The following is a 332-nucleotide window of genomic DNA, read 5'->3' as shown; positions in this document are numbered from 1 at the left end:
CCGGCATAACAAGCCTTATCGCCGTGGAGCGCAGTCGCGGTCAAAAAGGCAAGGTCACGTTAGACACCCAATACTACGTCAGCTCGTTGGCGATAGAGCCGGAGCAAGCCGCCAAGGCAGTACGCCAGCATTGGCACATCGAGAACAAACAGCACTGGGTACTGGATGTGACCTATCGGGAAGACCTGAGCCGGATTGGTGACAGGGAGGCAGCAGAGGTGTTTGCCCTGTTTCGTCGCATTGCGCTGAACATGGCGCAGCATCATCCGAAGTCAATCAGCAAGCGGCGAAAAATCAAATGCGCTTGCTGGAGTGATGATTTTCGAATGGAG

1 protein-coding gene is annotated in these 332 nt (G+C 54.8%); it reads left to right on the top strand.

Features of this window, described 5'->3' with window-relative positions; translation table 11 throughout:
- Positions 1–332, top strand: a 332-nt coding sequence (locus J9889_RS02235) for an ISAs1 family transposase (RefSeq protein WP_210555907.1), incomplete at both ends; no start/stop codon positions are given.

The organism is Aeromonas sp. PrichA-15, from assembly GCF_017939245.1.
GTDB classification, from domain to species: Bacteria; Pseudomonadota; Gammaproteobacteria; order Enterobacterales; family Aeromonadaceae; genus Aeromonas; species Aeromonas caviae.
The sequence above is the reverse complement of the archived record's forward strand: the minus strand, read 5'-3'. Positions and strand labels throughout refer to the sequence as shown.